The sequence below is a fragment of the Citrobacter sp. Ca225 genome, from assembly GCF_030337175.1.
Lineage (GTDB): Bacteria > Pseudomonadota > Gammaproteobacteria > Enterobacterales > Enterobacteriaceae > Citrobacter_A > Citrobacter_A amalonaticus.
Map to the genome: position 1 here is coordinate 16396 of NZ_JAOWCD010000072.1, position 26354 is coordinate 42749.

Here is a 26354-nt window from a genome sequence, read left to right on the forward strand (position 1 = left end):
ACACATAAACGTGAGGTCATAAATATGGCTATGCCTAGCTATTCCCCCTATTTTAAAACCGTTTACGACGAACAAGCTCCAGTTGGAAATTTAGGACGTGGAACACACTATTCCGTACTAAGTGCCGTCCAATGGAAATCTCCCCTTTACGCAAATCACGCTAAGCCTCGAATCCATACTTTCGCGCTACTCTGGGATGAAGATCACGACGAAAGAGTAATTGACGTTCTTGTGGTTGCTTACATGGCTAACCTTATGCCGGCAGTAAAGTACGTTGGCGAGCGGAAAGGCTGTTTGATGGTGGTTTTTGATAGCAGCATCAAAACATTAGGCAAGACGGTGCTGTCACCAATGCTCAAAGAGTGGGATAGAATTTGCCAAGCTGGATATGCAAATGATATATGGAATTTTGAGTATGGGTTTGACGATAACCCTGCGTTAACAGGTATCGTGAACGATAAGAGCGAAAAGGTTAATTTGTACATGGCAAACATTGCCAACCTTTGGCCATTAGGTCAGGCAGAGTACAAACCTATCAATTTGTTGGAGCGACAAAAACCTATCGCCCCTCCAGTCTTCCCGAACGGAAGTTCGCTATTTAACAAGCAATGAAAAAAGGGAGCCTTTCGGCTCCCTTTTTTTTAACTCTTACCCATCAGCTTACGCTTTATCTCTTCGGTGCGGAATGAAACATCACTCGCGTTCACCGCTTCAATGTTCAGCTTAATAGCCTCTTCGATTTCAGCCGGGGTTTTCTCTGATAGCTGGAAGATGGCCGCGCGGATCACATCAGAACGCGTGAACTTGTCGAAGCGAGGAATGACGGCCAGCATATCAATCAGCTCGATGTACTCATCTTCCATCGACATGGTGCGAGACTGAATCTTGCTTTTACCACGAGTAGGACGCCCCTGGGGCTTCACGGGGTTACGAAGTGGTGCAGCTGGTGTCACTGGCTGACTTTCTTGCTGCTGCGCTTCTGGAGCTGTTGGTGGCGTTACACGCTTAGTCAAATCACCCATACCCTTAGCCATTATTTACCCTCCAGGTTAAGCAGGTAATCCACCAGCTCGATAATTTCTGCTTCAGCCTTAGTGTCGCGGTCAGAACCGGCCATTTCAAAGATGGTACGCCCAGACTCTTCTGCATCGTCGTACACGTTACGAGTGTAGAGGTTTACTGGCACCGGCTCGATACCAAATGACTCGATCACACCTTTTGCGTTAATGATGCGCTGAGCCTGGTTTGGCAAAGATGGACATTGGTTCATCACCCCAATAATTCGAACCTTGTGATTGGTATTACGCACGTTATCCAAAACAGGGTCGAGATTACGCAGTGATTTAATGTCACGGCGCTTTGGCCGGAATGGAAGAAGGATGATGTCGGCCATCTGCATAGCCTGACGTTGGATTTCGGAGTCAAAACCACCGGCGTCAATAACTACGAAGTCATGGCGCTGGCTAACCGCGTTGATGTGCTTTACAACGTCATGATCCACAAACTCAAATGGAATAAGTGCCAGGTCTTCGTTTTCGCGGCGCTCTTCAGCCCAGCCTGCGGTCGTCATCTGCCCATCGATGTCGGTCAGGTGACATTTCTTCTGCTTTTTAAGAACCAGCGCACCGGCTACCTGCTGCGCAACCGTAGATTTTCCGGGGCCACCTTTGGTGCCGCCAATCACAATGATCTTAGCCATTGTTGTTTCCTTGTTATGCGAAATAATAATTATGTGAAAACAAGTTGTTTTCTTATGTGGCTATTAGCCTAATGCGGGGCGGCCACGGTGTAAAGGCCAGTTTGTAGGCAATGAGCTGAATTTTGGGAATAAAAAAACCCGCCGAAGCGGGTTCATTCAGAATTAGGCTGGACAGTAGCCGACTGACGGAGACGTGTCGCGAGATATGATTAAAACGATGAACTTTTGAACCTTCTGCTGAACTTCGTTCGGTTTCCATCCGCTGAGGTCTACCAACATGCCCTTGTTCCACGGCAGGAAGCCTTTAGCGCCAACACCGAGTTCGCTCAGGCGATCTTCAAAAACCTGACCCTTACCGTTATAGATGCGCACGTCGCATTGGTCATAAAGACGACCAGCCCAGATTTTTGCGCCTGGAACTGTTTGCTCTTCGTCGCACACCAGGTGTTCAAACCAATTCAGAATGAACATATATGCGCGGCTGCTTAGACCTTGCTGCTGGAAAGGTCGCTCAACTTTAACGCCAGCGACTTGAGGGGCTTCCACCTCTTGACCAGCGTCATCGGTGAAGAAGTAGGATCTGAGTGCAATTCTGCCGGCATCAACGTTTTTGGATTCATCGACGTAGCCAGAGTCGAGAAGATGCTTGATGATCTCTTCATCAGAGGCGTCTTCGTCTACCATTTTTGCGATGGTTTTAGTGATACGGGCTTTATCGTCGTCAGCAGCACCTACACATTCAATCGTTATGTAGGTATGAATCTCATCTTCGGGATCGACTAACTCCAGCTGAGAGAGCTTATAGAGCGCATCATCAGTGAACAAATAGCCGAAACGAAGAAGGCAAGTTTCGCCCTCATGAGCAAACTTGCCTATGTTCTTATCGAATAACGATGACGCTATTAGTGTAGGAGCCATTTAGCAGTATCATTAGCAGAATTGGTGCTAAAGATACTATCATGCTTGCCCAAAAATTCGCGAATAGAAGTTTCAATTGCCTCTGAGAAAGACGAAATTTTATTAGCCATCTCAGGGAATTGCTTAGCTGGGTTCACCGTAAAGCAAATTTCGCCGTCGAGGAAACGAGCTTCAGCCAGCGGTTTTACCGTGGCGCGAGCTGTCTCTACATCGTGAGCAAAGGTAACGATGAATTTGAGGTCTTTAGGTGCCAACGCTTCATTGTTGAGTGTGCGCACCTGCAGCTTCGAGTTACCGAAGATGTGAGTAGCGATGACACTCGTACAATCACGAATGGTTTGAATTGAGCGCTTCGCTTCTTTAATGTTCAGAGAGTTACGCATGTTTCCACCTTAGCCGAATGCTATGCAGCGTGTTCGGCGACCCCCACCCAGGGGATTTAGAGGCTACGAGGATGCTTCGTAGTTCAAGAAAATATTTGACACACATGGTGTGTGTCTAACCAATCTACGTCATTACTCAAAAATGATCAAGCAAGTGGTTGTCAGTTACTCAGCAAACAAAGGGAGGTTTGCTGGGTTATCGTTGCTTTTTTGAAGCTACTTAGACATCCAAAATTACCCTTTGTTGCGATGGTTAGACCAATGGCACAACGTAGCGCCTTGAACGTTGTGGGAAAGGATCTCACGTTTTGTTTCCTGCGTTAGCTGATCGCTATGGCTAACGTAAATGGGGTTTGCTGCGTCGCAGAACAGCACCCCTTGGGCTGGTGGCTTAATCACGCATCCAATCAGCAGCAAGCTGAGCATCAACGGTAGCATCATCCGAGCGTCGGACTGCATTGATAACGTCATTTTTCACATCCAGTGTGTGTTGCAGGCGCTTGTTGTCTTCACGCTCTGCTTTGATTTCCATTGACCGGCGAGCAGCCAGGCCACCGAGGTAATAGGCACCAGCAAGCACCATGATGACGGCCGCAGCCGTCAACAGGTACTGCTTGACCTTAATGTAAAGGCCAAGAAGCATTACGCGATCCCCTTCTGGTGTTTGCGAACCTGAGACCAGGCAATGAAAAGTGCAATTGCTACCGTGGCAACACCGAACACGATGCGGATGGTATCGCCACTGGAGATATTGTCCTGAGCCTTATCCATTGCATGTGTGATCTGCGGTGCTACGTCCACCAGCTGCGCGACACCAATGCCGGCAGTAATCGTTGCGCCAGCAGATTCCTTAGTGACTGGAACTGCTTTTACAGCTTTAACCACTCGCACTACACCGGCACGACGCAGACCCTCATCGATGGCTTCCACTGAGTACCAGCTGTTTGCCGTCTTTAATGGGCCTTTGCCGTTCTCATGGCGAATAATCGCTTCTACCAAGGGACGTAGGGTGCTGTAGTCGTGAAGATCCACAATCATCTCAGGAGAGACGCCGACTGCCTTGGCCACCGCATTGATGTAAGCCTCGGTGTCGTTCTCATGCGGCGGCGCCCAACGTTCGATCACTTCACGGACAGTATCGATCGGCGAGCCATCGCGCGCTTTACGTTTGTCGTGGTAGGTGATGAGCGTTACTGCCAGAGCACGGATGCCCCAGGTAGCGTCCTTAAAGGTGCAGAACCGCGGTTCTGCAGGGTTGTCCACCAGACCTTGCCACGGCGCACCGCGGTCAAGATTACCTGGGTTGTTGTTTCTGATACCTCTTGGAGTAGCCATCCTTAGCTTTCCTCTTAGTTGCCGAAACCGTTTTTAACGCCATACGCCGCCAGCCCCAGAAGAAGAGCAGCGGTTAGAATGGATGTGATCTTGGAGATGATGCCGCCGAAGAATCCACTTGAGATGCTGTCTAACCGCGTCAGCAGCTTTTCCAGATTTGAGTGCTGGATGCTGTGCTGGGCGGCAGTCATGTCACCAAAATAGGCCCCAAGCTGTGCTTTCACTTCTGCGCCGATGTCATCACGGAGATCCTTTCGCAAGTTCCCCATGACCTCTCTGGCGACAATTTGGGCAATGCGCTCCACCTGGTCTGGTGTCACGCCTCCCATCTCATTTGACATTTTTTCCTCCATGAAAAGTCAAATCTCGATATGCGAAATAGTAGCAAAATGCAACAAGAAAGTAAGTAGCTAACAACCAAATAAAAAGCGCCAACAGGCGCTTTTGGGGATTATTTTGGATGGGGGTCACATTGGATTTCTTTAAACACTCTGTCCGAGACCCAATTGGCCTCGAAACTCACATCGAGGTCTGGCTCTGGGTGAACATATCGAGTGCCGTTTTGACTGACGCTGATAGCGTCAATCTTTATCCACTTATAACGGGTAAAGCCTGTAAAGTTCGAACCGTACTTACCGTAGCAGCTTACCTTGTGTCTCTCGAATTTTTGCAGATCTGCGCACCCTACCACGTTTAAAACCAGAGCGGCGACAAGGAGCTTTGAGCCTAGTTTAATCATACCGCACCTGCCTTTTTGCACTGGTAATCAGCGAACAACTCTTCTCGTTGCCAGCGGCCATAGAAGTGCAGGACTAAATCACTTCTTACGTGAACGTAACGATGCCCAACGTGATTAACACGACGTTCGTCAACCTTCACCCAGTGCTCGCCACCAGGCCAAGTTCCAGAGATGTATTTCGCAACACAATCAACTTTCTCACTTTTTGAGCCGGGAAGTCCGGCGCAGCCAGTAGTAGTTAGCGAGGCAAGAGCCAATGCAAGGAAGGATAAGTTTAAACATTTCATTATAATGCACCCATTCGGTTTGAATGGGTGCATTATCCATTACCTGATACAGATTAGTAGTCAAATACCTACTATCACCGTTAAAAAGTCACATCGACCGTTTGGCCTACTCTTGTCTGCAAAGCAGTGTAGGCCGCATTATTACTTGAAATCGCATAGGCACTTAATGATGAGTTATAGGGCAACGTAAATGCCGCCCCGTTAATTTTAATGACGACCGAGCCTGACATTGCGCCACTTAGCTGGAACAAAAGACCACCAAATTGTGTGCTTGAATAGAGGGCAATGATTTCGCGACCATTGTAGTTTCCGGTGATACCACCAAAACCTTGCGCTTTGTGATAGCCGAACTCTACAATCGGGAAAGGCTGAGGCCCACGAACGCCAGGTGGCAAAATTCCCACCTGCTTTTGCACCACAGTCAACTTTACCCCTTTACTCTTACCTGCCAATGTACTCATCCAAAAAGGAACCCCGACATTGATTGCCGGCCCTGCGGCCGACATCCAACGCTGAGCGGTTTCCCCAACTGCACTTGAGCCAATCCACCCAGATCCTACCGTCATTATCTGGCCTCCTTCAGCTCTTTGACTTCGGCGCGCAGCTCCTTCACCGCCTCAACCAACATGCCGATGACACCGTTGTAATTCAAGCGAAGGCGCTCTTCTTGAGTGGCATGATCGATGTCTGATGTTACCAACTCTGGCTGCACTTCCTGCACCTGCTGAGCAACGAGACCAGCTGATTGATCATACCCATCCATGTTCTGAATTTGGTAAAGAACACCGTCGATTTTCTCCAGCTTGTCCAGTGCGCTATCAATCTTCTTAATGTTTCGCTTGTTGCGGCGGTCAGAACGGATGTACACATCGTTAAAGTTACCATTGCCACTACACGTCCAAGTGCCATCGCTACCCAGATACGCATACGCATCAGTGCCATTGTCAGTACGCGATTTGTTGATCATATAGATGCCGAACTGAGAGTTGCCCAGGCCACCCAAAACGTAATGACGATCGGCGTGCTCCTGTCGAACGACTGCTGCGGCAGAGCTGGTGCCTACAGCGCCATTACCTTGCAAAGCAGTGCCGGTTCGCATACTGATCCATGAACCACTGGCCGTCGGAACATTGATAACGTTGCCCGACACAATCCCACCGTTAGCAGTTAAAGCGCCGCCTACCGTTACGTTGTGAGACATAGTCACAACACCGGTAGTGTTGTTCCAAGCCAGGGGGCGAAGCCCATTCCATGCCCCATCCTGGTCGCCTGAATTTGTGAGCAGGAAATAGCTATTAGCACCATCGCTGCGGAAGAATGAGCTGATGGAACCGTATTTAATGCGGAAGCCATTAGCTGAAGTGGTAACTACCTCTCCACTCACCTGGCCGCCCGATGAAGACAAAGCGCCTACTTCTGCCGCTGTAGGTTTATTACCTGCATGATAAATCTTCTGATTTGAGTACATCAGATCGCCGGTATCTTTAAGTTGAAGATACTTGCCGGACTTTGTGTTTTGCAGGAAAACGTCGGCAGATCCTGAGCCTACTACCGCATTCGATTCGCCAGTGCCATTGATAGTCAAACGTCCGGCTGCGCGAATGTTTCTGTTGGTGTACAACTCACTGGCGTTAAGCTGCAAGGTGGTGTTCTGGATGTAGTTGTGAATGGTAACAACATCATCCGTGCCGCCATTGCCAACGTACCAACGTGCAGCGTTTTTTTCGTCACGCCCCATGAGGTAAACTGCCTGAGACGCCGCCATCCTTCTCAATACAAGAGCGGCGCCATTTGCTGTAACGGTCACTTGGCCGGCTACAGTGCCTCCAGTATTAGGTAACGCCTTTACGTCACCAGCGCTGATCGCAATGTCAGATGTGCCATCAAAAGCCTTACCTGCAATCTTACGAGCCGTGGCTAATTTACTTGCGCTAACTGCATTCGCTTTGATACCCAAATACCGGGTGTCGAAGTTTGAATAATCTCCAGGCAATACCCTGGCCGGGGTTGCGAACTCACCATTAGGTCGGAACGTAAAGTTTTGGGTTATACCGGCTTGATCAGTAATGCTCAGCTCGAACACCATTGAATTTACCAGCCAACCGAGAGACGCTACATAGCTCTTATCTCCAGCGGTCACTTTCTGCTTCGCAAGTGGGTGATACTCGCTTGCCCCACTCGAAGAAACCTCGTTGAAGAAAGGGGCTTTGGTTTTCCACTGATCGCGATAGGTTAATGACTCAGCGTAATCAGCTGTTACTGCACCACCAATGCTCAGCGCGCCCTGCTCGTCAATCTGAACTAGATTGCTGTTCCATGTTGCGCCATTGTCACGATTATCGACATCTAAGCGCAAACAGTTGCCATCACCACGCCAGCGGAAACCAGCGTTTGATGTGCTGCGATCAATAAAGGACAGCGTGGGTGCAAAGCTGTTGATCGTGATACCTTGAGAGCCATCATTTGCAGAGCCATTCACAAATAGTGCTGCTTTGGTCAGGTCAGCTACAGCTCCTGCCCCGGGCGCATTAATGATGCCACCTTTTGAAGCGCTGAGTGCGCCCGTCACAGATAGGTCGGAAGCGAGCCTAACATCGCCCGTCACGCTCAAACCGTTCCCCATAGTTACTCTTCCGTTTGTAAGAGCGATAGAAAGAGGGCGGAAAGCGTTATAGGTTCCATAATTGTCATTGAGGTTGGTCAGCATCATGTACCAGTTGGAACCATCAATGCGTTGGAAAAGCCCGTATTTACTACCAACCATTCGGTAAGAGTTAGCGGATTTTGTTTGGACTTCTCCAGTATTCAAAATACTACCGGCAATGGTGACACCACCGGTGAAGGAAGGAGCGTCACTTGGAGCCAACCCTAAGCCGACCAATACCGCTTTAGTTAAAGTTGATTTATTCCATAAGTTATCGGCATCGATGCTTTTGGCCGATGCCGCAGCACACAAGGCACTGGCGGCAGCATTGTTTTCAGAGGTTTTGGCAGCTGACGCTGATTTGCCTGCGTTAGAGCTTGAACCCGCTGCGGCATTCTCAGATGCTTTAGCGTTTGTCTCTGATTTCTTTGCGTTAGCTTCGGATATCGAGGCATTCGATTGCGAGGTGGCCGCATTCGATGCAGAGGTGGCCGCCGCTGTTTTAGAGCTGGCTGCGCTTGTTTCTGAAGATTTAGCATTGCTAGCAGAGGTGGCTGCGGCCGATTTTGAGCTGGCAGCGCTGATCTCAGATGCCTTAGCCGCAGTCGCACTTGATGCAGCATTTGTTTCCGAGGTACTGGCGTTAGCCTCTGAAGCCGCCGCTGCGGATTTAGAACCTGCTGCTGCATTTTCAGAATCCTTAGCGTTTGCTTCGGACTTCTTCGCGTTACTCTCGGATGTTTTAGCGTTAGTTGCGGAGGTGGCGGCACTTGTTGCCGACGTTGCTGCCGAACTCTTTGAGCTGGCTGCGCTGGTGGCGGATGCTGCGGCGTTCTTCTCCGAAGTTGCAGCCTTTCCAGCAGAGGAAGTTGCAGAGTCCTGGGAGGCTTTTGCGCTAGTTTCTGAGGTGGCTGCGGCGATCGCCGAACCACTTGCGGCGGTTTCGGATGTCTTGGCGTTAACTTCAGATGCCTTGGCGTTTTTCTCTGAAACTGCCGCTTTGGTAGCGGAAGCAGCAGCTGCCGCTTTGGAGGATGTAGCCGCACTCGCAGATCCCGCTGAGTTTGTCTCTGAAGTCTTTGCCGCCTTCTGGGAGGACAATGCGGCTGACGCACTTGAAGCAGCAGCTGTTGCGTTAGCGGCGGCCTTCAGGATCGAATCCTTGTTTGCGGAAAACCAAGCCATTGCCCCTTCGTGCTCAGATATGATCTGACGCAAAGCCTTCAGCGTGATCAGAGTTCCATCCTCAGCTAACAGCTGGGCGTCCTGCCCCGAAGTAAGCCAAGAACGAATAACGCCTGAATCAATATTCATGCGTTGCAACTGAGCCGCAAAGCGCGCTGAAAATTGACTAATGTCCCCCTGATAGGTGGTGATGATACGGCATGGCGTACCATTCACATTTTTACCATCGTAAGGTTCTACGAGCGTAAGCGATGTATCTGACTCAACTGACTTGATTTCGTATGGCTCGCCTTTTTCACCAAGCAAAATCATGCCCGGCAGAACGCCATTTTCAGCCTTAGACCAACTGGTGCCAACACCGGTAACGATGTTAGAACCATTGGTCAAGGTCTTAGTACCTTCCCTGTACCACATATTTTCTCCTTAACGCGTCAGCATTCCTTGCTTCAGCGGTTACACTACGCTCCTGCGCATTTACATAAAGTAGGTGAATAGTTACTTATTTTTGCATTAGTAGCAACACAAAAGACCATGATTTTCATAGCTTTTAATTGATGGCGAAAATTGCCCCGATATATTCGGGGCAAAATTATTACATCAATCCCATTCGTACTCGAAGACGTCCATTCTCGTCATACACTTCGATTCGGTTATTGTTGATCACCATGCGACCGGTGCTTCCGCTGTTACCATTCATCTCGAAAGCTCCTCCTTTTGCAATTCGCCAACCAGTCCTTCCCGAAACGTAGTTAGTGGATTGTAAATCACCAATTTTGGCATTCACGATTGTGCCGTCTTTGATGTATGCGCCATTCATATAGGCAACACTGTTTTGCACCACAAATGGCGTGGTCACCTTGCCATCGACGGAGTTAACCAACCCGAAGCGGTCAGCGCGAATCAGGAACTGTGACAGCCCTGATCCGTCGATCCCCAGCGCCATGCCAGCAGCATACTTTTGGCCGTTTGAGGTGGAGGTCTCCATCTTCAACGTCCAAGATGCAGAAACCTTAGAGTTCACATTAGCCACGGCTTGAGAAGTTTGTTGAACGGTGGATGAAACCGAATCAGCTTTGGCGCTGACCGTATCAACTCGCTTGCCCAATGCTGTATCACCATTAGCGCGCGCAGTTTGTTCAGAGGTGACCGACGACTCAATCTTGCCGGCTCTGGAATTAAGCGCGGTGATATCACTGGCCATAGCCGAATCGGCATCTGAACGAGCCTTCGTCTCTGTAGCAACAGCCGCTTTAATGTCAGCCGCAGTCTGCGTTTTTAGGGACGTAATTTGGCTTCCCAGCGCAGTATCGCCATCGGTACGAGCTTTTGTCTCAGTAGCTACCGCGGCTTTAATATCTGCTGCCGTTTGCGTCTTAAGAGAGCTAATTTGGCTACTGAGTGCTGAATCACCGTCAGTTCTTGCTTTGGTCTCAGTGGCCACCGCCGCTTTGATGTCGGAAGCCGTTTGGGCTTTCAGTGACGTAATCTGACTCCCCAATGCGGTATCGCCGTCTGTTCTGGCTTTAGTCTCCGTGGCTACCGCTGCTTTGATGTCGCTGGCGGTCTTGGCTGCCAGTGTATCAACTTTGGTACTGATTGCGGTGTCACCAGCAGTTCGTGCTTTTGACTCGGTTGCGATCTGGGCGGTCACATCGTCATTAACCTGCGCGCTGAGTGCGGTAATTTGGCTGGATAAGGCACTGTCTTTATCCGCACGCGTCTTGGCCTCCGCTGCGATCTGCGCTTTAACGTTAGTATTAACCTGCGACTGCAGATTTGTGACCTGCTTCGACAAAGCACTATCAGCGTCAGCACGAGCCTGCTGCTCGGTTGCCAGCGACGCTTTAACATCATCATTAACTTGAGCCTTCAGCTGGGTAAGTTGGGTAGTGACCGCCTCGTCAGCACTAGCTCGGGTCTCCCTTTCTTCCTGCAACTGCGCGGCGATGTCATCACCGATTTCAGCTTTCATCTCATCGACACGCTTGGCCACCGATGAAACAGAGTCTGCCAAAGCCTGCTGGCTGGTGGTCACCGATGCGTTAGTTGACGCCTGCTGCTTTTTGTCTTCTTCCTGACGAAGTGCCAGATCGATATTCGCTTTTGCATTTGCCTCCAAACTCGTTGACCACTGTGATGCTGTTTGCTCGACGCCTGCCACCGTCTGTTTCATTTCATCAATGTTGGCCTGGCCGGTGTCCACCACTGACTGCATAGTGTCAACTTTTTTGCCGATCGCTGTATCACCATCAACACGAGCCTGTCTCTCTTCGGCGATAAGCGTTTTGCTACCGTCCAAAGCTGCCTGTGCCGCATCGAGAGTGCTGGCAACGGACTCACCCTGCTTCTTGACGGTCTCCTTTAGAGCCAAAACATTGGCGGTGGCATCGTCTAGTTCACCGAGCGCCTGGCCAACTTTATCTGCCGTGTCCTGAACGTTTGCCTTCAGGTCACTCTGCTCTTTCTCCATGCCGTCGAACGAGTTTTGCATGTCGGTCACTGACTGCTTAACACCTGTAACAGACAGCTCAATCTCATCGACGGTTTTATGCAGCTCACCCACGCTTTCGTCGATCTTCTTGCTGACCTCTTCAACAGCTTCTTTTGCCGCTGACTGGTTGATGTCAGCAAGAAGATCCTGCCCAAGCTCAGAAGAGGTGATTTTGTTCTTCAGGAACGACAGAACATCTTTGGTAGTAGCCTCGGTGCCAAGGGAAGAGTTTGGCTGGCTCAGCATTCCGCGCTTGTTTACTGCGCGCACCCAATAAAACCAAGTTTCGTCATCGCCGAGACCGCTATGGGTAAATGTCGTCGAGGCAACCGCCGCAATAAGAGACGCGGTGGTGAGATCGTTGGTGCGAGAGGCGTAAACGTTAATTTTGTCGATGTCGATTGTGCCAGGCAACTGCCATGCCAGAACGTTGACGCGATAATCCCCGATCGCTGTGAGAAGCGTGGGCGCGTCTGGTGGCGTCATCGTTCCAAGAGTGGTGTACACCATGGAAATGACGCTGGAACGTCTTCCCGTGGCTGAAATCGAGTATAGCTCGATGTCATACATGCCATTCTCAGCAGCGTTTAAAATATCGAACTGCTCGGTCTTAACTTCTGTTGTAACCCAATCTTCAACAACATCGGAACGACGGTAACGCAGCACATACGAAGGTGACTTGCCCTCCCAACTCACCATCAGTTTTACCGAAAGGTTACCTGGAGAAGAAACATATGTGCCTTCGGTCACCTGCAGGTTTTCAGGGGTTGAGAAAGTCGGGTCGAGAATGGTCGTCTTCGATGGAACGAGTGTGGCCCCTTCATCGATAGCGTTAAATTTCGTAGGGTTGTGCTGCACACCCACGATGTCAAAGGCGCCCTTCTCCTCATTCTGGTTAACGGCCAGCACACGCAGCAGCATTGGCTCCAGATTAGGCTCAATGACTGACCAGATCCCCATAATCGCTGGGTATTCTTCTTCAGTTAATGCCTTCTTGAAGGTGACAACAGTGTATTCGCCAGCGCCTTCAATAAGGTCGCGATCAATCATCTTCCCTTTAACACTTAGGAAAGAGACGGTGTTCCCGGCTTTAGTCAGTTTTACAGAGGCGTCGAGTGTGATGCTGTTTTTGGTGTAGTTCACCAGACGCCCGGAATTTCGTTTCCCTGATCGGAACTTATCTTGCAGTTTCACCAGCTCGCCAGGCATGAGTAACGATGCGTCCATACCAGAGGTGAAGGTGATCAGACCTGTTTCCATGCGGTTGCTATAAAGCGTCCAAAGCCCCACACGGTGAGCCTGGCCACGGCTTGTACATCCGAAAGCTACTGATTCAGTTTTACGTACACCAAAACGCTTAATACCCTCTTCATCTTCAACGTACTCGATGTTCTGCTTGTAAAGGTCATCTTTGTCGTTGTAGGTGATGAGAGCTACAGTTGCGCGGTCTTTGCGGGAAGAGCCTTTGTAAGATACTTTGCCAATGATGTTCGCAGCACTGAACTGCATGACCGGGCTACTTGGGCTATCCTGCATGATGTTAACCATGCCACCAGCCCAGAAAATCATCCCCCGGAAAGTTGATACAATATCCTGAAGAACCTTGTACGCCTCACCGCGTGAGTTAATTACGGTGTTAATTGCGAAGCGCTTCTCCTTGCCCCCGAATCCATCATTGATCAGCTCATCGCAATAGCGCCCAATCTGGTAAAGCTGGCCGATGTTGATCATTGATTCAGTGACGTACTCTCCCAAGCCATAGCGCTTACTGGTGAGCAGGTCGTACAAAATCCAGGCAGGGTTTTCAGATACCATTAAACGGAAGGTTCCATCCCAATCTCCCGAATACGTACCAAGCACCGGGTCATAGTTGGACGGAACGCGGATTTCCATACCCGAGACCAAGTAGGAACGCGCCGGCACAGAACTACCAAATTGCTGCGAGTCGATTTTAAGACCAACAAGCGCACTGTTTGGGTAGTTAAGTTTTGTGCTGACGATTTCACCGTACTGACTGAGCCAGGTCTGATCTTGGATATAGTCAGTGGTGCTATCAGCGGTCACGCGGCTTACGCGAATGCGATAGTTTGAGCCTGGCTTGGGCAGGTCAAAAAGATATTCACGATAGTGTTTGCCGCTGGACTTTTTGCTCAGCGTAACGACATGTGATGCATATCCTTGCGGTTTAATTGGCTTAAACGATGTAGTGCCGTATGCGATCTCAAACTGGAATTGAACGGTCGTACCGTGGGTGTCACCCGACTTCCGATCCGTTTTGGTCAGTTTCGGGAACATCATAATGACACGTACCTGGTCAGAATCATCGTTGTCGATCTGAATGGTACGAGGGGTAGACAGCTTGATTTGGACGCCAACATCATGCGGGGTTTCAACCGCATCAAAGCCCTCGATCACTGCCTGATTCTGGGTTCCATCACGAAACCACCAGGTAACCCCATTAAAGTTACTGGTGCCGTCCGGGTTTAGAATTGGGACATTGTCGAGGAAAATTGACTGGCCGCCATTGATCAATCCACCAATTTTTCCCTCACCAAGAAGGTCAAGGATTGAGGCGAGTGATCGCGACTGAACATTGTCTTTGTCTTCTACAGGTGTGCGAGCGGAACCGCCGCCCTTGCTGCCACCGCCAGAACCGGCGAGCAGGCGTTTTTCTTTAACAGTTGCCACCGAAAATCTCCCTTTTTGGTGCAATTTATGTGTGATCGCTGGCATCCTGCCGGCGATTGGCTGGGCATCAACATCCTGTCAATGCCCAACTGTTTTACTTAATCTACCTTAGCCACCACCGCAAACGTCTAAGCTTGGCATAGTGTTTTGCACTAAAGCATCTGCTCAACAGACATCTTGACACTGACAATCTGGGAGCCGACTAAAATCTCTTTACCGTAAATCAGCTGTACGGGGTTGCCTTGAGATACTGTATTTTGCGGCCCATCAAAGTAGTACGAGTCTTTATTGTCAACGGTCGTCATTTTATTTGATGGCTGCTTGGACAAGAGCGCTGCAACACCACCGAAGGCCATAGCAAAACCAGCAGAAAACATTGCCAATGAAGCACCACCGGTTACTGACGATGCAAACACTGCCACAACCATCAAAATAACACCAACAACAACCTGAACCGCACCGACAACCTTTGATCCAGAGCCACGATAAATTGGTGTGATTCTGATCGATTTCATGCTTCCGTTATTTTCCATTTGGAACTCGGCTTCACTCATATCGTAGACTGCACCATCATGACGCTCGACTGAAATATGATACTTCTGATATTTCTTAGCGTTCATCTTCATCCAGGTTACGAGACCAGGGCGATTACAGTCAATAATACTTACTGCGCGCCGGACAGTATTTGCAGCAACGCGATGAACCTTGCCAAAGTTTTTACCTAAAACTCCACCTAATTCGACAGTGACAAGTTCAGGCTTATCCATAGCCATTTCACTCATTGTCTTCCCTCACATTAAATCCTTGTGTCTCAAATGGTGCGTAGTGTGCTTTTCGTACATCCCGCCATAAATTGCTTTACAGCTCAATCTATCCATTTGATGATGCAATATCATACCATCGCCAATGTAAACTGCACAGTGATCAGGAACTTGCGATGCTAACTGCATGAAGAAAATGTCGCCATTTTGACGTGGGGTTCCCGGTGGCAATCTTACAAGATCCTGCGATTGGAAGTTGTCGTTTAAAATATCAACCCCCTTTTCCCACCACGATGGGATATGCAACTCAGGGCAGACGCCAATAGCCACATTTTTCTCACGCTTTAAATAATCTCGGCACAGCAACCAGCAATCAAATACCCCAAATGCGTAAGGCCTTCCCTCATAAGGCATTTCAAATCCAGATGGCTTGATCACATTTACATCACTAAAACGATACTCTGCATCAATTTCAGGATTGTAGTTTTTGCTGATGTTGACAATAAACCACGGCAACTCTGATGCTTCACAACCAGACATATCTGCCTCAGATGCCTGATTATCCTCGTCAGTATGCGAATGCCAAACACCCACTACCTCGCCAGCTCTCTCAGCTGCAATTTGGTCTTCGGCGTGCATGACAAAATAGTTTTCAGGATCATCAGCGACGTTTCGGCATAGAATTAACTCATATTTGTTCGCTCTTGTATTAACAAGCAGGCCGCAAGCCTCATTCGGATATTCCTGCAAAGCTGCAAGGCGCATAGCGCCAAGCAACTTTTCATTCATCATTTCATTCTTCATCATGCGCGGTTTGCTCCGGGGAACCCGCCAAACGCAATGATGCCGTTGGCAAAGTAATTAATCCGAGCACGGCACGATGACAATCGCTTGGTGCAATAGTCGGCGCTGGCCAGTTTGGTTGGCGCATCATTTTTGTCAAAGTAGGGACCGGTATAACCGCACTCAGCGCTTCGATACCGCCACTGGCATGAGTTTTTGACGATCTGGCGGTTAGGCAGCATAACTCCCATCAAATCGAATGCTGAGGCAAGCTCAAACTCAACAATCTCGCGATCCTCAAAAGTCTTCTGGTCGATGTACCACATTTCATCGGCAAAATGCTGGTTAGGGTCAGCTGTAGGGTTGCCCTCAGTAAAATTGACAGCATCCAAAAATCGAGCGAGCGTGACCCGACGAATCAGCTTACAGCCGATCAAATCCTCATTCGACTGCACTTCAGCCGAAATAATGCCATCGAGGTTACTCACCTGCAGTTTTGGCCGTGGCAACTTGCCCTGGCCATTTTTATCGAAGCCCGATGCCGCAATTGGCCATGGGTTATAGGTTACCCCCTGCCAAATGATTGGCTCAGAGAGTTCGTTGGTGCCTGCGTGAAAGTACAGCTTCCCACCGCTGGTGGTTACTGACATATCCAACTCAAACACTTCAATCAGCGCACTCGGTTGCAGTGACTGAATGCTCGATGCAATAGTTTCCATTTTTACCTTCATCCTTGAAGTTTTGCCCCCATCCTTGGGGGCTTTAATTACTCAAATACCTGGCGGAAAGTTGTGGTCAAGGTCGCGTACCCTCGTGAGTTTTTGACCTTATGGCTATCGCTCACCACGACAACCTTTTGCCCGTTTGGTGAAGTCCAGTTAAATGACTCCACCCCGCCGCGCGCATACAGGAAGTCGTCGATCTCCTGCATCTCAGCTCGTGTTCCCTGGAATTGCAGATCCCAGCTGGACTTGCGCCAGTTCAAACCACTGGTTACACGTTGTTCATACCCTTCGTTGAAGGCGAGCCGGGTTACTTCCGGCTTCATCTCCTTCTCGGAATCAAACAACGGGAACCAGGTAAATGTCGTCCGTGACATTACCCACTCCTTATTTGCTTGTACTGCTTAACATTCCGCCCGGTCTGCTTTCGTCGGTCAGCGTGTCAAGCACGACCGCCTTCACTTTGCGGGCCATATCGTTCCACTGAGAGCCGTTGTCCGATTCCTCAGATGACTTGCTGCTGCCATCACCGTAGTTCTGAACAGTGATGGAAATTGCCACACTGTCGCCGCCAGACCCTTCGCCACCACCAGTAAACGTCACCGGAATTGAACGGCCGTCTGGAAGTGGCACATACGCTTCTTTGTGACTGCCCTCGCCAAACAACGCCAGCTGCGGGGATGATGCAATACCGCCTTTGGCATACTTTTTGAGAGGAACCACACCGTCTGGACCGAATACCCCACCCTTTGCGTGTGCCGTCACCTGGAACTGGTTGGCGTTTGGCTTGACCTGGAATCCCTTGGTTCCATCCTGCACCGTGCTGGCCGAATTTCCTGTCCAACCGGCAGAGGACATCGCGCCATACGCAGATGATGCAAGCCCCATGATGCTCGCGGCCGCACCCACATACCCCATCCACTTATTGCCTGTAGCAGCGCCTAGCGCTGAAATCGTCGCCCCGATCGCAGTTACAGCCGTGCTAGCTGACAAAGTGAATCCGCGCGTTGCAGAAGTCGCCTCTTGGGTAGAGACTGCATTCTGCGTCACCGCCGAAGTCGAGTTTTTGGTGCTGCCGGTCAGTTCGTTGAAGCCATCTTTCAGGCTTTTCAAACCTGATGACGCCAGATCCGATACTGATGTGGTCAGTGACTTGAAGGAGTTCTTCAGCCCCTCAAACATGCTGCCAGAATCATTACCGGCGCTGGTTGGTGAAGACATTGCCTCAACTGGCGAACCTGACTGCTGGGTTTTAGTGAAGCTCCCGATGACCGCATCTTTGGCTCCCGACAGCTTATCGCCCCAACTGGCACCTGAGTTTGTACCCATGCCCAGCGACTGCATAAGCGGCTCAACAACCAGAGCCTTGGTGCTAACCTTCAACATCTCGTCAAAGATGTAATCGCCAAAATCAGCGATGCTGAACTTGCCGGTTTTGACGAACTCGGTCAGCTTATCGGTCAGGTTTTCGAAGCAACTCGTCCACACAGATTCCATTTGCGAGGCTACATCGCTGTATTCCTGCGCCAACTTCTGCTGGGACGTACCAACTTCGGTAATAAACGCTTTATTTCGGCCAGCCAACATTTGTGAGATTGCACGGTCGTACACCTCTTTCATGCCCTGGTCTTGTGCGTTCTTCGACTGACTCTGGAGGTAAGCAAGGCTTTCGTTAAACTTCTTATTCCACTCGGCCGCGGCAGATTGATAATCCGGGGTGTAGCCTGAGCTGATCACCTTATTGGCCATCGGCGCGAACTTGGTAATGCTCTGCTCGGCAGCGTCTTGATTCAGCCGCTTGGAGTAGGCGTCCTTGTTCTGGTTGATGAACGCCAGCATAGTTTTGGCGTTGTCGATCATCCCCTTGGAAAGCGTATCGCTTGGCACTGCGTTAGCCATCTCAGTCAGGTGCTTGGTGACTTCCTGAATGTTCTGGTCGAACTCAACGCTCGCTTTCGATGACAGCCCCAGCTGACCGGCCATCTGCTCCGCTTTTCCGATCCACGTCTCATTGGCCTTAATTGCCTTTTGACGCGCACTCTCCTCACGCTTAGCAGCTGCCTCAGCCGATTTCCCCGCTCGCTCAGCTGCGCGCTGCGCTTTTTGCTCATCCTTCAGCTTTGCTGCGGTCAGGATGGAAGAGATCTTCTCGCGCTGATCTGCGGTCAGCTGCTCCATCTTGATGGTTTCGCCGTAGATGGAACGCAGCTTAGTGTTGGCCTTCAGCTGGGCATCACCCATCACAGCATCACCGGCAATATCACGCATGATTGTGCCGTCTGGATTCATTCGAGTTTGTTTGCCAGTACCGAGCTGGGAATTAACAAACAGTGAGTTCAGACGATCATCTTGCTTTTTGGTACCGCCAACCCCGGTGTAATAAGAGCCATCCAGCATCTGCAAACCCTTGCCAGATTGCTCACGGATGTTCTTAATTTGCCCCTGGAGGCTGCTGAGTGACTCCTGCGCGGTGTTAAATGCCTGAGATTGGCCATTTAATTGACCTTGCAGACGCGAGCGATCGCTGTCATTCAGATTCGGGTTTTCCAGCAGTTTCGTAATTCGAACAACCTCTTGCCCAAGGCTATCGACGATCTTTTGGGTTTTGTCTGCCCCTTCAAGGAATGGCTTAAGATGAGCATCGCGATCGGCAGCGTTGATTGATTCCAGCTGCGCGCTTTTCTCAGAAGGAGACATTTTCTGGTCTTGCGAAAGCACCGTGCGCTTATTACGCGCATCCTTGAGAGTGGTTGTGCTGTACTGCGCCATCCCCGCTTTGATGCCGTTGTCTACGTCTTCCAGACGTTTGGTGACAATGTCGCGCGCCAGGTTCTCGTATTGGGCTTTATCCCCCATACCAACGGTCTCTTTAAGCTGAGCCAACTCCTTCTGGTTTGCTTCTAACCGCGACTGAAGTGCCTTCTGATCTACGCCAATTGCTGAGGATGACAGGCCGCCACTCTTCATCGCTTCAAGAGTCTGCTGATCGCCGCTGTTCTGGCTCTCCAGTTGCTTGATACGAGCGGTCATCTGAGATCGCTGGGCGGCTGTCATCGCTTCAGGGATCTTACGAATCTCCGCCACTGTTTCGGCAGTTTTGTCACGCAGCGACGTCATAACGGCGATTAAGCCACCGACCGCTACAGCGATCGCTGTAATGGCTGCGCCCACAGGGTTAGCCACAATCACTGCCTGGAATGCCAGCCATGCAGTGCGAACCATCTTAATGGCCTCACCTACATAGATGATCATCGCCGCGGTACCGCCGAAATCACGGAATGTTTTAACCACACCGGCAATTACACTGATTGTTTTCGCGCCAGCGCCATTTACGACCTCAAAGGCTTTTTTGAGGCTACCACCCATTTGCGTCCCTGCGGTGGCCAGCCCCGTCACAGTACCTTTCAGCACCTTAAAGCCGATCAACGCCATAGCAGCCTGGCCGAGAGTGAGAAGCAGCTCTTTGTTGCGCTCCGCCCACTTCGCCATGTCCATCAACGCATTTACCGCAGTGGACAACCCCTCGCCCAGATCCTGCGCAAACACCTTACCGTCAGTGCTGTTCATGTAATTGGACAGCTCTTTGAAGGCTTTAGTGATGGATTCGAGGTAGCCGGCACGACCAATACGATCAGCAAACAGAGTGAATGAGGTCTGGAGTTGCGCCAGCGCCCCACTGTATGCCTGCATCAGATTTTCGGCTGCACCACGGCTTTGAGCATCAAGCCCCTGGAATAACAGCTCTAAACCCTGCTTCGCTGAGACAGTACCGGTAGAAATCGCCTTGGTCAGTTGCCCCATGGTAACGCCAGCGGAATCTGCCATTGCCTGCATCGCGGTAGGAACGGCTTCACCTAATTGCTGACGCAGCTCTTCCATCGAAATGACGCCCTTACCGGACATCTGCTGGATTGCCACAGCTGCTCGCTTCAACAGCTCACTATCGCCACCAAAACGTGCCACAGAGTCAACCAGCGACTTTAGAGAGCCATTGGCGGGATCGATGCCAGCTGATTTGAATTTAACGAATGCGTCTGTCAGAGCTTCCATTGCGAACGGGGCTGTTTTAGCCATGTTCACGATGTAATTCATGTCATTAGTCGCAGCCAGCTTCGGGTTGGCAGCTTCTTTGTTCATGCCTTCAAGCAAGATGCGCATCTTCTGCATCTGGGCTGCTGCTTCGACGATCGGCACCTGCCAACCAAACAACATCTGCTGAACGGTATAAGCTGCATCACCGATTTCACCGAGCATGAAGATATTGCCTTTCATGCCGTCCATCAGCCCGCCGCTTGAGTGACGACCACCACGACCGGAACCGCCACCGGAACCGCTCGAACTTCCACCGGAACCACCACGACCAGGGCCACGCACATCCGCTCGCAGATTGCCCAATTCTCTTTGGCGGTTAATCAGCGCATCCATCTCCGCCACGACCTTTTTCATCTGGGCAGCGGCTTTGGTGGACGATGCAGCCCAATTCTCCATTCGCTTGCTGGAGGTGGACAAACGAGTGTTCATACCGGAGGTGGCTGTATTAGCCTCTTTGACCTCATGGCCAAAGGATGAGGCTGCACGTCCAGCGTGATTAGCCCAATCAGAGAAGTCGCTCAGCTCTGACTGAACAGCCTGCAAGGAATGATGAAACCCCTTCGTGGCTTTGTCGGCGGCGTCAATACGTGTGGTGTAGGTTTTGAGGTTGGCATTAAACGTCACCAGCTCTTGTCTGGTGTCGCGCATTGCCTTAGAGACAAGCTCGAAACCGGCGCCTAAGTCCTGAAGACCATTGGCGACCGATTCCAGCTTTTTGTCGAGCGTACCCAGAATCCCGGCAACGGAACCCAGAGAACGCTCAAGTGTTGCGATTTTTTGCGCTGGCTTTGTGGCCTTCTCGCCAAAACTGACCAGCAGTTTTCCCGCCCGGTCGATTGCCGCGGTGAACTTTTTATCGTCCAGCGACAGAATAAACTCTACGTTGTCAGACATTCCCTTGTCATCCTGCGCCAAATATTTTCATCAGTTGCTCTTTGGCGTCGGGGTCTGCTTTCGCATAACTTGGATCGTAGACTTTATCGGTAACGACTGGTCTTCCAATACGGTGTTGCAAACCCTCCATAAACGCCTTGCCGCTATCCGCATCTGCCTGGGCGACCCTTGCCACCTGGAATCTACGGACATCCTCTTCAGCCCGGAGACGATCAATGTTTCGGCTTAACATCCAAAACATGGCCAGCGGTAGCTGGAGTAGCTCTATCGGCGAGACGGCATAGTGAGCAACAACACGACTGAAATAGAATCCGAGATCGATGGAAACCGTCACCATCTGCCCGGACTCATCGCGGGTGATTACTTTGCTTCTTCACCAGCAGCTTTTTCGTTTTCTTCTTCAACCACTTCCATTGCGAAGGTGAAGACTTGCTGCAGCTGAGGCAAAGTCAGCTTTTGGAGCGCTTCAGACGTGACGGTCGGCAGTAATTTCTGCACCAAATCTGCATATGCGGTTACCTGATCTGCCATAGACAGAGCCGCCAGGTCTTTGCCTTCCATCTGCTTGATGGCAACAAACAAGCCAACGGTCATTTCAACGATCGGGTACTTTTTGCCGCCGAACTTGACTGTTTTTTGTGGAGGCGAAATGGCATCCAGGTCGAGTAATTTGGTCATTTTCAATTCCGTTTAAATAAGAGGCTCGTCCTGAGCCTCTTTAGGGTTACGCTACGGTGATGGCTGCTGTTGCAGTCTTCGCGCCGTCAGTGGTGGTGAAGGTGATCTGGGCATTACCCGCAGCTTTACCTGTTACCTTGCCGGTGCTATCAACAGTGACTACAGCAGTGTTGCTCGATACCCACGTACCGGTTTTATCGGTGGCGTTGGTAGGGGCGAATACTGCGGCCAGCTGGGTAGTACCGCCCACAGCGATGTTCGCGGTGGTTGGGTTAACAGCTACGCCGGTAACTGCGACAGACGCATCACCGGCATCAGGCTTTGGGTTGGTCATGGTTCCCAGAATGCCGTCGTCGTCCGGGTATGCGTTGAAATCAACGGAGAACACGCGAACGTCATCGGATTTGTAGGCCATGGTGAAGTTACCCGCCGTTGCCGCCTTCGGCAGAGTCAGCACGAAATCGGTGCCATCCTGCGGAGTCAGGATCAACTCCTGAGCAACGTCAACGAGGTTGACGCCCTGAGCGGAGCTGATAGACAGGGTGTTTTTGTCGGCAGACATGGTTGAGCCAGGCATCAGGTTAACCAGGTTCGCCAGAACACTTTCGGCCAGCGGAGCGGTAACTTTTACGTTACGACCCTGCACCAGTTCAGAAATGGTGGTCTGACCCAGCTGGTCAACGGTGACTTTTAGGGTTTCGGTAGAAACCTCGACTTCAACGCCGCCTTTGGTGTAGCCAAGATCCTGGCCACCGAAAGACACTTTGCAAGCGCCTAATTTGATATTTTTAACATGGGTGTTAGCCATTGTTTACAAACTCCTTTTTGCATTGGTTGCCGCATTCCTTGCGGCAAAAGTAAGTATATAGCTATTTTTTACTTTAAAAAAGTAACCATATGACTATTTTAATGATGATTACACCGGATATGCTGCAAATTCGACGGGAATACCAGCTTCGAACAGTGATCCATCATCCTGCGGGTAGATAATCGGTAGAGACAGAGGCTTAACATATTTAAACCGGATGCCCTGAACTTCTGTATCAAGAAGCGGCAGAACAGCCATGATTTTGTTAGCTCTGGCCGACACCGCAGACAATGTCGGCTCTCTGATGATTACAGTGAAAACATCCTGATAAAAGCCTTCAAGCTCGCGGTCAATAGCAATACCAGTATTGGGATTCACCAGTAAAATTCCGCTTTTGACTGAAGCTGGCATGTGATGTGCGAAAGTGTCCTTACCAATCACGCCTAGCTTCTTGTCCTGAAGAAATTTGGCAAACGCTTCAATAAACATGTCACCCCCTTGTGAACCCAGCTTTTCTCGCTGCTTCCGTTACAGCTTCCCTGAACCGCTTTTCACCCATTTCAATCGCACGTTCCATGTAGAGACGCCCTACCCTCGCTCGCATTCCCTCGATCGGCGGGTTGGTGACGCTCTTCATTCTCGACAATCGGCCAAGCCGGTAGTGATCGTTGTGCATGTAATCCGCATATTGCCCAACCGTCACGCCCGGGTGTCCCTCGCGCGATGTTGCACCGGAGACATAAAGCTCAACCTTCACCTCAGAGAAGTTATTGATGACGCGCGCGTAGATCGCCTTTTCCAATGATCCGGTTTCAATCGGCACCATCGCTCTGGCTAATCGCTCCATCACTTTCGCCACCTTCTCCATATCGCGAAGCAGATAGCGCTTAAACGCTTTTTGACGCTGATCGAGAGAATTGGCCTGGCGTCGTAACTTAGATGCGTCGTAACTCAGACCCATACGTTAGCCCCGACTTCCAAATGACCAGGGCGCCCACGAAGCCCCCAACGACGCTCTACGCTCGCCACCAGCAACTTAGTGCCAGACATCACCAATACGTCATCCAGCTTCACATCAGCAGCCAGGGGCACAATTAGCACAGCATTGAATGTCTCAACGTCAGCTTTGCCACGACTGCCAGAGCTATCAGCTCGTACCGACGATTTAACGACGCCTTCTGTAAAATTCACTACGCCTACTTTGGTGCTTCTCACAAACTGGTATTTCGACTCGCCATAGATGTTCATCCCACCTTTTCGATAAACAGCGAGTTCTGTTTGCCAGGCTACGTGCATATTCACCTCCATGTGAATAAACAACGCCAGCACCATCCAACTGGTGCGGGTGCATCGATGATGACTTAAACCCTGCTCCCATGCTGGTGGTCGCTGGCGCGAAATTTGACTACCGACGAACGATAAACCGGTTATTGGTATACTTAGCCAGCAAACGCCAGGTGGTTCTGGCCACCGTCTTAGGTGCGCTTTTGCCGGTTCGGTACATATTGGTCGTCTCGCCAATCGACTCCGAGAGAATCCCATCTTCGCGCGCGGCAGCTACATCGTTGCCGTTGGCAATTTCACACGCTTCGTTGATCACAGCCAACATCACAGCGCGCTTGAAGACATCCGGGAAAGCGGCAAAATCCTCATCGCTCAGCTCATCCCAATCCACCATATCGACGCGGTACTGTCCTGCTGCGCCAAACGGCATTGTGGTGACGTTCAACATGTTTTGCGGTCGGTCGTAATCGTCATAATCGATACCGAAGATTCGACGAATTGAGAAAGGCATTGTCTTGATGCGATTCGTGGCCTCAATAAGACGCTTGCGCATCAGGCTGTCACCATCGGCAAGTAACGCATCCCCATTCAGCATGTCGATTGCCTGCATCTGGGCGTCAGCGATTGTGGCAAACGAATGCCGTGGAACCGCCAGCTCAAAGTCTGCCATCAGAACATACAGCTGCTCACTGAGGTGATTGATAGTGCCGTCATTGATCGTCAAGACCAAACGACGCAAATCCCGTTCACGATCTACAAGCTGGTTGTACTCAGCTGGCACGACAACAGTGACGGACATCTGGCCAGCCTCAAACTCCACTGGTACATCTTCCGCCACAATGTTCGCCCGGCCGTCCTTCAGGGTGTACGTTGCGGATGCCGCATCGAGCACATTGAGAGTGAATGACAGCGAAACAGCTTCGCTGCTTTTAAACGTGCCGAGCTGAGCCATCATTCACCGCCCTGGGCTTTCATAATGCCTTCGATCATCTCAACGATGCCCTTGCCCTTTACACCCAGCTCATTTCCGATCTGGCGTAAACCGGCAATTCCTTCGTTGTCGGCTACCGCTTCCAGCTCTTCACGAGAGAACTTAGGCTGAGTGCTTACATGGGCTTGCGTGGTCACTCGCTCCATACGCTCATTAACTGGCGCTGCGGTCTCTTTTACGCTGTCAGCGGATAACCCATGGCGCTCGCTATAAATCCCAGAAGGAGACACATTGGTTCCCTCAATGGTTTCTGCGCGCATCGATGAGCAAATGCGCTGCTGATCCACGAATGGCAGTTCTGATACAGAGATGCCATCTTCAAACTGGATGCCACACAACATGCCTGTATAACCCTTAAAGCATGATTCGAGCAGTCGTACTTTTGCAGATTTCATATTCATCCTTGAGTGGCCGGCAAGCGGCCACGTTTGTTAAGCCGCGGTTACTGCAACCTGGCAGGTGGAAGACGGGCCATCGTTTGAGGTGAAAGTAACTACGGCATTACCTACACCTGCAGCCGTGATCTTGCCTTTTTGATCAACCGTTAAGATCGCTGCGTTGTTAGTGCTCCAAACGCCTGACTTGTCAGTGACGTTATCTGGCGCAGTGTTGTAGGTCAAAGTTCGAGACTCACCCACTTTCAGACCGGTAGAAGCCGGGTTCATGTAGATGGCGTTGATCGCCACTTTTTGCTGACCGGAACCACCGGAACTGGCGGTGTTGCCTGAACCAGACTGCTGACCAGCGTCAATCACTTCTCCGCGAAGAGCTGCCAGCATTCGTGCCTGGCGGCGCTCACCAACCGGATTCGCGCTCACACTATTAACGAAAGGCACACCGAACATGTGACCCGTGTAATCCGAGAGCACTTCTTCGGTAATACGTACTTTTTTGTCTGCCATGTTTACTCCATAAAAAAAGGGTGGGCGACTTGCCCACCCTTGCTAGTGATCGTTGATAGGTAGTTAACTA

27 protein-coding genes are annotated in these 26354 nt (G+C 50.6%); 2 read left to right on the top strand and 25 right to left on the bottom strand.

The window, feature by feature from the left end:
* The first annotated feature begins 24 nt into the window (after positions 1 to 24).
* Entirely contained in the window at positions 25 to 612 is a 588-nt protein-coding gene (locus OGW13_RS11295) for a hypothetical protein (RefSeq protein ID WP_287116094.1), read from the top strand.
* Between the two features lie 29 nt (positions 613 to 641).
* Here the strand turns inward: OGW13_RS11295 and OGW13_RS11300 are convergent, their stop codons facing one another.
* From OGW13_RS11300 to OGW13_RS11345, 10 genes are all read right to left on the bottom strand, one after another.
* On the bottom strand, positions 642 to 1034 hold the full coding sequence (locus OGW13_RS11300) for a hypothetical protein (RefSeq protein WP_072931927.1): 393 nt from the start codon (positions 1032 to 1034) through the stop codon (positions 642 to 644).
* Positions 1034 to 1699, bottom strand: a complete 666-nt coding sequence (locus OGW13_RS11305) for a division plane positioning ATPase MipZ (protein WP_287116095.1) — start codon at positions 1697 to 1699, stop codon at positions 1034 to 1036. Before OGW13_RS11305 ends, OGW13_RS11300 begins: the two co-directional genes overlap by 1 nt.
* A 162-nt stretch (positions 1700 to 1861) precedes the next feature.
* On the bottom strand, positions 1862 to 2617 hold the full coding sequence (locus OGW13_RS11310; protein ID WP_287116096.1) for a hypothetical protein: 756 nt from the start codon (positions 2615 to 2617) through the stop codon (positions 1862 to 1864).
* Positions 2602 to 3000 carry a hypothetical protein gene (locus OGW13_RS11315; protein WP_287116097.1) on the bottom strand — a complete coding sequence of 133 codons (399 nt, stop codon included), beginning with the start codon at positions 2998 to 3000 and terminating at the stop codon, positions 2602 to 2604. The genes OGW13_RS11310 and OGW13_RS11315 overlap by 16 nt, the downstream gene beginning before the upstream one ends.
* A gap of 391 nt (positions 3001 to 3391) precedes the next feature.
* Complete coding sequence (locus tag OGW13_RS11320; protein WP_287116098.1) at positions 3392 to 3643, bottom strand: hypothetical protein; 252 nt, start codon at positions 3641 to 3643, stop codon at positions 3392 to 3394.
* The gene (locus OGW13_RS11325) at positions 3643 to 4335 is read right to left on the bottom strand and encodes a hypothetical protein (RefSeq protein WP_287116099.1); all 693 of its coding nucleotides are present in this window, start codon (positions 4333 to 4335) and stop codon (positions 3643 to 3645) included. The genes OGW13_RS11320 and OGW13_RS11325 overlap by 1 nt, the downstream gene beginning before the upstream one ends.
* Positions 4336 to 4349: 14 nt before the next feature.
* Entirely contained in the window at positions 4350 to 4676 is a 327-nt protein-coding gene (locus OGW13_RS11330; protein WP_057057088.1) for a hypothetical protein, read from the bottom strand.
* A gap of 394 nt (positions 4677 to 5070) precedes the next feature.
* Positions 5071 to 5361: a hypothetical protein gene (locus OGW13_RS11335; RefSeq protein WP_072931940.1), complete on the bottom strand. Its 291-nt coding sequence runs from the start codon at positions 5359 to 5361 to the stop codon at positions 5071 to 5073.
* A gap of 80 nt (positions 5362 to 5441) precedes the next feature.
* Complete coding sequence (locus OGW13_RS11340) at positions 5442 to 5927, bottom strand: hypothetical protein (RefSeq protein WP_287116100.1); 486 nt, start codon at positions 5925 to 5927, stop codon at positions 5442 to 5444.
* Positions 5927 to 8170, bottom strand: a complete 2244-nt coding sequence (locus OGW13_RS11345; RefSeq protein WP_287116101.1) for a phage tail fiber protein — start codon at positions 8168 to 8170, stop codon at positions 5927 to 5929. The genes OGW13_RS11340 and OGW13_RS11345 overlap by 1 nt, the downstream gene beginning before the upstream one ends.
* A 28-nt stretch (positions 8171 to 8198) precedes the next feature.
* On the opposite strand from OGW13_RS11345, the gene OGW13_RS11350 reads away from it, so the two are divergent.
* Positions 8199 to 9218, top strand: a complete 1020-nt coding sequence (locus OGW13_RS11350; RefSeq protein ID WP_287116102.1) for a hypothetical protein — start codon at positions 8199 to 8201, stop codon at positions 9216 to 9218.
* A gap of 564 nt (positions 9219 to 9782) precedes the next feature.
* On the opposite strand, the gene OGW13_RS11355 is transcribed toward OGW13_RS11350, so the two are convergent.
* From OGW13_RS11355 to OGW13_RS11425, 15 genes are all read right to left on the bottom strand, one after another.
* Complete coding sequence (locus tag OGW13_RS11355; protein WP_287116103.1) at positions 9783 to 14369, bottom strand: TipJ family phage tail tip protein; 4587 nt, start codon at positions 14367 to 14369, stop codon at positions 9783 to 9785.
* Positions 14370 to 14521: 152 nt separating this feature from the next.
* The gene (locus OGW13_RS11360) at positions 14522 to 15151 is read right to left on the bottom strand and encodes a tail assembly protein (RefSeq protein WP_057057269.1); all 630 of its coding nucleotides are present in this window, start codon (positions 15149 to 15151) and stop codon (positions 14522 to 14524) included.
* A gap of 9 nt (positions 15152 to 15160) precedes the next feature.
* Complete coding sequence (locus OGW13_RS11365; RefSeq protein WP_139300343.1) at positions 15161 to 15937, bottom strand: C40 family peptidase; 777 nt, start codon at positions 15935 to 15937, stop codon at positions 15161 to 15163.
* Complete coding sequence (locus OGW13_RS11370) at positions 15934 to 16632, bottom strand: phage minor tail protein L (RefSeq protein ID WP_079205303.1); 699 nt, start codon at positions 16630 to 16632, stop codon at positions 15934 to 15936. The genes OGW13_RS11365 and OGW13_RS11370 overlap by 4 nt, the downstream gene beginning before the upstream one ends.
* Positions 16633 to 16679: 47 nt before the next feature.
* Positions 16680 to 17012, bottom strand: a complete 333-nt coding sequence (locus OGW13_RS11375; RefSeq protein WP_063160605.1) for a phage tail protein — start codon at positions 17010 to 17012, stop codon at positions 16680 to 16682.
* A 10-nt stretch (positions 17013 to 17022) separates the two neighbouring features.
* Positions 17023 to 21621: a tape measure protein gene (locus tag OGW13_RS11380; RefSeq protein WP_287116104.1), complete on the bottom strand. Its 4599-nt coding sequence runs from the start codon at positions 21619 to 21621 to the stop codon at positions 17023 to 17025.
* A gap of 7 nt (positions 21622 to 21628) precedes the next feature.
* Positions 21629 to 21853 carry a hypothetical protein gene (locus tag OGW13_RS11385; RefSeq protein WP_175558187.1) on the bottom strand — a complete coding sequence of 75 codons (225 nt, stop codon included), beginning with the start codon at positions 21851 to 21853 and terminating at the stop codon, positions 21629 to 21631.
* 128 nt (positions 21854 to 21981) lie between these two features.
* The gene (locus tag OGW13_RS11390) at positions 21982 to 22299 is read right to left on the bottom strand and encodes a hypothetical protein (protein WP_287116105.1); all 318 of its coding nucleotides are present in this window, start codon (positions 22297 to 22299) and stop codon (positions 21982 to 21984) included.
* 46 nt (positions 22300 to 22345) lie between these two features.
* Positions 22346 to 23107: an Ig-like domain-containing protein gene (locus OGW13_RS11395; RefSeq protein ID WP_072931949.1), complete on the bottom strand. Its 762-nt coding sequence runs from the start codon at positions 23105 to 23107 to the stop codon at positions 22346 to 22348.
* 108 nt (positions 23108 to 23215) lie between these two features.
* Positions 23216 to 23596: a minor capsid protein gene (locus tag OGW13_RS11400; RefSeq protein ID WP_072931951.1), complete on the bottom strand. Its 381-nt coding sequence runs from the start codon at positions 23594 to 23596 to the stop codon at positions 23216 to 23218.
* 1 nt (position 23597) lies between these two features.
* Positions 23598 to 24068, bottom strand: a complete 471-nt coding sequence (locus OGW13_RS11405; protein WP_072931953.1) for a hypothetical protein — start codon at positions 24066 to 24068, stop codon at positions 23598 to 23600.
* Entirely contained in the window at positions 24059 to 24403 is a 345-nt protein-coding gene (locus OGW13_RS11410) for a hypothetical protein (RefSeq protein ID WP_072932025.1), read from the bottom strand. The genes OGW13_RS11405 and OGW13_RS11410 overlap by 10 nt, the downstream gene beginning before the upstream one ends.
* Positions 24404 to 24512: 109 nt before the next feature.
* Complete coding sequence (locus OGW13_RS11415) at positions 24513 to 25343, bottom strand: hypothetical protein (RefSeq protein WP_353622481.1); 831 nt, start codon at positions 25341 to 25343, stop codon at positions 24513 to 24515.
* Positions 25343 to 25777: a hypothetical protein gene (locus OGW13_RS11420; protein ID WP_072931954.1), complete on the bottom strand. Its 435-nt coding sequence runs from the start codon at positions 25775 to 25777 to the stop codon at positions 25343 to 25345. The genes OGW13_RS11415 and OGW13_RS11420 overlap by 1 nt, the downstream gene beginning before the upstream one ends.
* A gap of 36 nt (positions 25778 to 25813) precedes the next feature.
* Entirely contained in the window at positions 25814 to 26284 is a 471-nt protein-coding gene (locus OGW13_RS11425; RefSeq protein ID WP_287116107.1) for an Ig-like domain-containing protein, read from the bottom strand.
* Positions 26285 to 26354: the final 70 nt, after the last annotated feature.

Bases quoted from the DNA above. Each gene is read 5' to 3' on its own strand.
- OGW13_RS11295 (WP_287116094.1), top strand. From the start codon at position 25: ATGGCTATGCCTAGCTATTCCCCCTATTTTAAAACCGTTTACGACGAA.
- OGW13_RS11300 (WP_072931927.1), bottom strand. From the start codon at position 1,034: ATGGCTAAGGGTATGGGTGATTTGACTAAGCGTGTAACGCCACCAACA.
- OGW13_RS11305 (WP_287116095.1), bottom strand. From the start codon at position 1,699: ATGGCTAAGATCATTGTGATTGGCGGCACCAAAGGTGGCCCCGGAAAA.
- OGW13_RS11310 (WP_287116096.1), bottom strand. From the start codon at position 2,617: ATGGCTCCTACACTAATAGCGTCATCGTTATTCGATAAGAACATAGGC.
- OGW13_RS11315 (WP_287116097.1), bottom strand. From the start codon at position 3,000: ATGCGTAACTCTCTGAACATTAAAGAAGCGAAGCGCTCAATTCAAACC.
- OGW13_RS11320 (WP_287116098.1), bottom strand. From the start codon at position 3,643: ATGCTTCTTGGCCTTTACATTAAGGTCAAGCAGTACCTGTTGACGGCT.
- OGW13_RS11325 (WP_287116099.1), bottom strand. From the start codon at position 4,335: ATGGCTACTCCAAGAGGTATCAGAAACAACAACCCAGGTAATCTTGAC.
- OGW13_RS11330 (WP_057057088.1), bottom strand. From the start codon at position 4,676: ATGTCAAATGAGATGGGAGGCGTGACACCAGACCAGGTGGAGCGCATT.
- OGW13_RS11335 (WP_072931940.1), bottom strand. From the start codon at position 5,361: ATGAAATGTTTAAACTTATCCTTCCTTGCATTGGCTCTTGCCTCGCTA.
- OGW13_RS11340 (WP_287116100.1), bottom strand. From the start codon at position 5,927: ATGACGGTAGGATCTGGGTGGATTGGCTCAAGTGCAGTTGGGGAAACC.
- OGW13_RS11360 (WP_057057269.1), bottom strand. From the start codon at position 15,151: ATGAGTGAAATGGCTATGGATAAGCCTGAACTTGTCACTGTCGAATTA.
- OGW13_RS11365 (WP_139300343.1), bottom strand. From the start codon at position 15,937: ATGATGAAGAATGAAATGATGAATGAAAAGTTGCTTGGCGCTATGCGC.
- OGW13_RS11370 (WP_079205303.1), bottom strand. From the start codon at position 16,632: ATGGAAACTATTGCATCGAGCATTCAGTCACTGCAACCGAGTGCGCTG.
- OGW13_RS11375 (WP_063160605.1), bottom strand. From the start codon at position 17,012: ATGTCACGGACGACATTTACCTGGTTCCCGTTGTTTGATTCCGAGAAG.
- OGW13_RS11380 (WP_287116104.1), bottom strand. From the start codon at position 21,621: ATGTCTGACAACGTAGAGTTTATTCTGTCGCTGGACGATAAAAAGTTC.
- OGW13_RS11385 (WP_175558187.1), bottom strand. From the start codon at position 21,853: ATGTTAAGCCGAAACATTGATCGTCTCCGGGCTGAAGAGGATGTCCGT.
- OGW13_RS11390 (WP_287116105.1), bottom strand. From the start codon at position 22,299: ATGACCAAATTACTCGACCTGGATGCCATTTCGCCTCCACAAAAAACA.
- OGW13_RS11395 (WP_072931949.1), bottom strand. From the start codon at position 23,107: ATGGCTAACACCCATGTTAAAAATATCAAATTAGGCGCTTGCAAAGTG.
- OGW13_RS11400 (WP_072931951.1), bottom strand. From the start codon at position 23,596: ATGTTTATTGAAGCGTTTGCCAAATTTCTTCAGGACAAGAAGCTAGGC.
- OGW13_RS11405 (WP_072931953.1), bottom strand. From the start codon at position 24,068: ATGGGTCTGAGTTACGACGCATCTAAGTTACGACGCCAGGCCAATTCT.
- OGW13_RS11410 (WP_072932025.1), bottom strand. From the start codon at position 24,403: ATGCACGTAGCCTGGCAAACAGAACTCGCTGTTTATCGAAAAGGTGGG.
- OGW13_RS11415 (WP_353622481.1), bottom strand. From the start codon at position 25,343: ATGGCTCAGCTCGGCACGTTTAAAAGCAGCGAAGCTGTTTCGCTGTCA.
- OGW13_RS11420 (WP_072931954.1), bottom strand. From the start codon at position 25,777: ATGAAATCTGCAAAAGTACGACTGCTCGAATCATGCTTTAAGGGTTAT.
- OGW13_RS11425 (WP_287116107.1), bottom strand. From the start codon at position 26,284: ATGGCAGACAAAAAAGTACGTATTACCGAAGAAGTGCTCTCGGATTAC.